Below are 4,329 nucleotides of genomic sequence, written 5' to 3' on the forward strand. Positions count from 1 at the left end.
GAATCGGAGGAGAAATAATGAAGGAATATCATCTTTACCTTGACGAGAGCGGCAGCTTCGAGCCGAAGGGAACGCCGAATACGGGGAGAGCCTCGATCGTCGCCGGTTATCTGACCGAAGAGCCGCTCGGAGAGGCGGAGGCGCTTTCCCTGTTTCGCGAAGTGCAGGCGAGCGACGCGAAGTATGCGGCGATCAGCATACAGCCGTTCCACGGGTTGGAAGAGCGTCATCCCGCGCTCGGCGCTTTCGTCGGAGACATGCTGCGGGCAATGGTCGAGCGTGGCATGAAGATCGTCGTCTTCGGCGAGGGGCGCCATCATTACATCGTCAACAGCGACCGCACATATTTGAACATTCTTGCCGACGGCGTTGTGAAGCTCGCCATGGAGCTTTTGGCGAAGACGGATGACGAAGTAAAGCTGCATGTTCTCTATGCGTGGCGCAAGGAAATGGCGGACAAGGTGTTGGGAAATCAGAAGCAGCTGATCGACAAGAAGGAATATGAGCGCCGCATAGGAGAGCGCATCGAGCTGGGCAAGAGCCGGCTCTCGCCGGCGAGCAGGAAGCGTCTGAAGCGCATCGAGATCGAGGAAGGCAGCGCAAGGATGCTGCAGCGCCTGATGCTCGCCGACCTCGTATGCACAGGGCTGCGCGGCGGACGGCAGAAACTGGATGCCGCTGCGCGTGCGTATCTGACCGAGCAGAAGAACAGCATCATCGTCCTTGAGGACGATGCCATAGAGCAGATGCGGCGGCTCTTCATCGAGAACCGGACCCCGCTTCCGCTGCACCGGATCTCGCCGTGGCTCGTCAAGGCTGTCCTCGCGGCCGAGGACTCCTCCTTCTATCAGCATGGCGGCATCCGCATCGGGTCGATCATGAGGGCCCTCTGGATCGACCTCGTGGAGAAGGGTAAGATCCAGGGAGCGAGCACCATCACCCAGCAGCTTGCGCGCAACCTCTTCCTGTCCCAGGAGAGAAGCATCGCCCGCAAGGCCAAGGAGATCATCATCGCCATGCGCATGGAGAAGCTCTACTCGAAGGACAAGCTCCTGGAGCTCTACCTGAACACCATCAACTTCGGGCGCGGAGCCTGGGGCGCGGAGACGGCCGCGCGCACCTACTTCGGGAAATCCGCGGCGGAGCTGGACATCGCGCAGTCGTCCATCCTGGCCGGCCTGATCGCCAACCCGGGACGCTACAATCCTCTGAGCAACCTCGACAACGCGAAAAACCGCCAGAATTACGTCCTGGGGCGTATGGAGGCCCTGGGCTGGATCGACGCGGCCCAGCGGAAGCAGGCCTACGAGGAAAAGCTGGAGTTCCGCAAGCTCGCCAACCGGATCGAGGAGTTCAACCGGGCCCCCTATTTCGTCTCGCACCTCCTGTTCAACGACCTCCTGCCCAAGTACGGCAAGGACACGGTCTACAGCGGAGGGCTGAAGATCTACACCACCCTGGACATCGACCTCCAGATCAAGGCCCAGGAGGCCGTCCAGTCCCTCAAGGCGATGGGCGCCCTGGTGTGCATGACGTCCGAGACGGGGGAGGTCCTTGCGCTCGTGGGCGGCAAGGACTTCAAGACGAGCAAGTTCAACCGCGCGACCCAGGCCTACCGCCAGCCCGGCTCCAGTTTCAAGCCCATCGTATACGCGGCGGCGCTGGAGGAGAACATCATGCCCGGCGACCACTTCATGGACGCACCCATCACCTTCGCCAACCGCGGGGGCCGGGGACGCAGCTGGTCCCCCAAGAACTCGAGCGGACAGTACGCGGGCGAGGTCACCCTGCAGAAGGCGCTGACGAGCTCGTACAACACCGTGGCCGTCCGCGTCGCCGCCTATATCGGCACGGACCCCGTCGTGACCATGGCGCGGAACATGGGGATCGAATCGCGCTACCTCCCCAACGACCTCTCGGTCGCCCTCGGGGCGGCCAGCGTTACCCCCCTGGAGATGGCCGTGGCCTTCAACTGCTTCAACAACGGGGGCAAAAGGGTCGTCCCCCTCACGATACGCGAGATCCGCGGCCCCAACGACGAGCTTCTGGAGTCGCGCGAGCCTCAAGCCCTCCAGGCGATGAAGCCGGAGACCGCGTACGCGCTCCGCTCGATGCTGATGGACGTCGTCCGCGCAGGGACCGGCACGAGGGCCTCCGTCCCCAAGGTGGAGACGTTCGGCAAGACCGGGACCTCCAACGATTTCATCGACGCCTGGTTTGTCGGCGGGACCCCCGGGCTGACGGCGGCCGTCTACGTGGGCAAGGACGACCACACCTCGATGGGCAGGGGGAGCGTGGGCGGCATCGCCGCAGCCCCGGCCTGGAAGACGTTCATGGAGTACGCCGTGAAAAAGCAGAACACCCCGGCGAAGTTCGATCCGCCTCCGGCATGGGTGGAGACCGAAAAGGTCTCGATCTGCCGGACGACGGGCTACCGCGCCGCGTCGGGCTGTCCCGGCGTCCCCCTGTACCTGCCGATAGGAAAGGCGCCGAGCGCAAGGTGTCCCCTTCATGGGGGCGGCTATGCCGATGCCGAGGAGGACCTGACGGGGCCCAGGCTCTTCCTGATCGAACAGGACAACGACCTCGTTCCGGAACAGCCCGAGTACCCGTCCGCCCCGCAGCAGCAGACGCCCTCGATCGATCCCGAGAATATCCCCGACGCGCCTGCGCCTTATCGCCAGGACCCCAGTCCGGCGGAGGAGATAGAGAGCCGCTATCAGAAGCTTCTCAAGGAATACGGGATAGAATGACAAAAACCTGCAAGGAGGAGAGTCGAACATGAGTGCAAAACGAATCGTCGTCATTGGCGCGGGCCCGGGGGGCTACGTCGCCGCCGTCCACGCCGCCCACCTGGGAGCCTCGGTCACCCTGATCGAGAAAAAGGCCATCGGGGGGACGTGCCTCAACGTCGGGTGTATCCCGACCAAGGTCCTGCTTCACACGGCGGAGCTTCTGAACGAGCTCAAGTCCGAGGCGAAGAGGATCGGTGTGCTGGCCGACAACCCCAGGCTGGACTGGAACGCTCTGATGAAGCGAAAGACTCTGACCGTCTCGCGCCTCTCCAAGGGAACCCTGGACCTCGTGAAGGGGAACGGGGTCGAATACGTGGAGGGACATGCCGTCCTCAAGGGCCCCAGATCTGTGGAGGTGAACGGCAAGGTCTACGAGGCCGACGCCATCCTCATCGCGACGGGTTCCGTCCCCGACGTTCCGGACATCCCCGGCTACGATCTGGAGGGGGTCATCACGAGTGACGACGCCCTCTCCCTGTCCGCCCCGCCCGAGTCCATGGTCGTCTCGGGCGGCGGGATCATCGGCATGGAGTTCGCGGCGGCCTACGCCTCCTTCGGGACCCGCGTCACCGTCGTCGTTACGTCCCCGGAGATCCTGCGCAACCTGGACACGGACATCGCCCTCATCCTGCGCAAGAACCTGGAGAAGAAGGGCGTGAGCTTCCATACGGGGACCAGCATCACGCGGGTAACGCGCTCCGGAGAGGGGCTGAAGCTGGAGCTGACCTCCCCCTCCGGGCCCATGGAGCTGGAGGCGGAGAAGCTTCTGGTCGCCAAGGGGCGCAAGCCCTACACGGAGGGACTGGGGATCGAGGCCCTCGGCATCGAGATGAAGCGCGGACGCATCGTCACCGACCGCTACATGGAGACGAACGTCAAGGGAGTCTACGCCATCGGCGACTGCGTGAACGACTACATGCTGGCCCACGTCGCCTCCCGCGAGGGGGAGGTGGCCGTCGAGAACATCATGGGACAGCCCGTCGAGATGGACTACACCACGACGCCGGGCGCCATCTACACGTCCCCGGAGATCGCGACCGTGGGGCTGATGGAGAAGGAGGCGGCCCAAAAGGGACTGAAGGTCAAGGTGGGGCGCTTCCCCCTGATGATGAACGGCAAGAGCATGATCACGGGGGACACGAGCGGCGTCATGAAGGTCATAGCCGACGAGGAGACGAAGAAAATCCTGGGGGTTCAGATGGTCGGCGGCCCCGCGACGGACATGATCGCGGAGGGCGCGCTGGCGCTGCACTTCGGGGCCACGCCGGAGGACATTCTGCACACGATCCACGCGCACCCCACCGTCTCGGAGTCCATGCTGGAGGCCGCGGCCAACGTGTTTGGGCAGGGCATCCACACGCCCAAGGCATAATCTCGATTCCGGATCGAGCGAACAAACGACGGGTACCCTGTCGCTCAGCGTCTTTTCAACGCCCTGTCTGCATGAAGGGTACACCGCACGCTGCGGATAATGCCGATAGGGTCCCGTCGTTGCGATACGCGCTCCACGCAATCTCCGCTTTCGGCCTCGAAC

At 63.8% G+C, this 4,329-nt stretch carries 2 protein-coding genes; both read left to right on the forward strand.

The features are described from left to right. Window positions 1–17: 17 nt before the first annotated feature. Entirely contained in the window at window positions 18–2,753 is a 2,736-nt protein-coding gene (locus tag Q0176_RS05540) for a transglycosylase domain-containing protein (protein WP_299300054.1), read from the forward strand. Window positions 2,754–2,781: 28 nt separating this feature from the next. After that, the gene (gene lpdA / locus Q0176_RS05545) at window positions 2,782–4,167 is read left to right on the forward strand and encodes a dihydrolipoyl dehydrogenase (RefSeq protein ID WP_299300056.1); all 1,386 of its coding nucleotides are present in this window, start codon (window positions 2,782–2,784) and stop codon (window positions 4,165–4,167) included. The last annotated feature ends 162 nt before the right edge of the window (window positions 4,168–4,329 follow it).

Origin of the sequence: uncultured Fretibacterium sp. (genome assembly GCF_938040765.1) — a bacterium.
In the GTDB taxonomy this organism is placed as follows: domain Bacteria; phylum Synergistota; class Synergistia; order Synergistales; family Aminobacteriaceae; genus CAJPSE01.

Excerpts from the sequence above, each read along its gene's own strand:
- Q0176_RS05540 (WP_299300054.1), top strand. The coding sequence starts at position 18 with ATGAAGGAATATCATCTTTACCTTGACGAGAGCGGCAGCTTCGAGCCG.
- lpdA (WP_299300056.1), top strand. The coding sequence starts at position 2,782 with ATGAGTGCAAAACGAATCGTCGTCATTGGCGCGGGCCCGGGGGGCTAC.